The organism is Acinetobacter guerrae, from assembly GCF_009372255.1.
Taxonomy (GTDB): Bacteria; Pseudomonadota; Gammaproteobacteria; order Pseudomonadales; family Moraxellaceae; genus Acinetobacter; species Acinetobacter guerrae.
This window is the reverse complement of record NZ_LXGN01000038.1, coordinates 1-225: the sequence shown is the minus strand read 5'-3', so window position 1 is coordinate 225 and position 225 is coordinate 1. Positions and strand designations below refer to the sequence as shown.

Annotated in this window: 1 pseudogene; it reads left to right on the top strand. The window is 32.0% G+C overall.

What is annotated here, in order from left to right:
• Positions 1 to 202, top strand: a pseudogene (locus A7A69_RS11635) (HipA family kinase); the annotation flags it as partial.
• Positions 203 to 225 lie beyond the last annotated feature (23 nt).

The following is a 225-nucleotide window of genomic DNA, read 5'->3' as shown; positions in this document are numbered from 1 at the left end:
TTTCTCGGTGTTACACTCTATTGTGGCTTTTGATGAACTAATCGCCAATCCTGACAGAAATAATTCAAATATTTTGTATGATGGTGACTCTTTTATATTTATCGATCATGAAAAAGCTTTCTTTTCATCACCAGATCCAAGACTACCAATCAATGAGATAACTAAAGTTGGTAACATTTCTGAAATTATCCAACATTACTAAGGTGAGAATGAAGTCTATACATT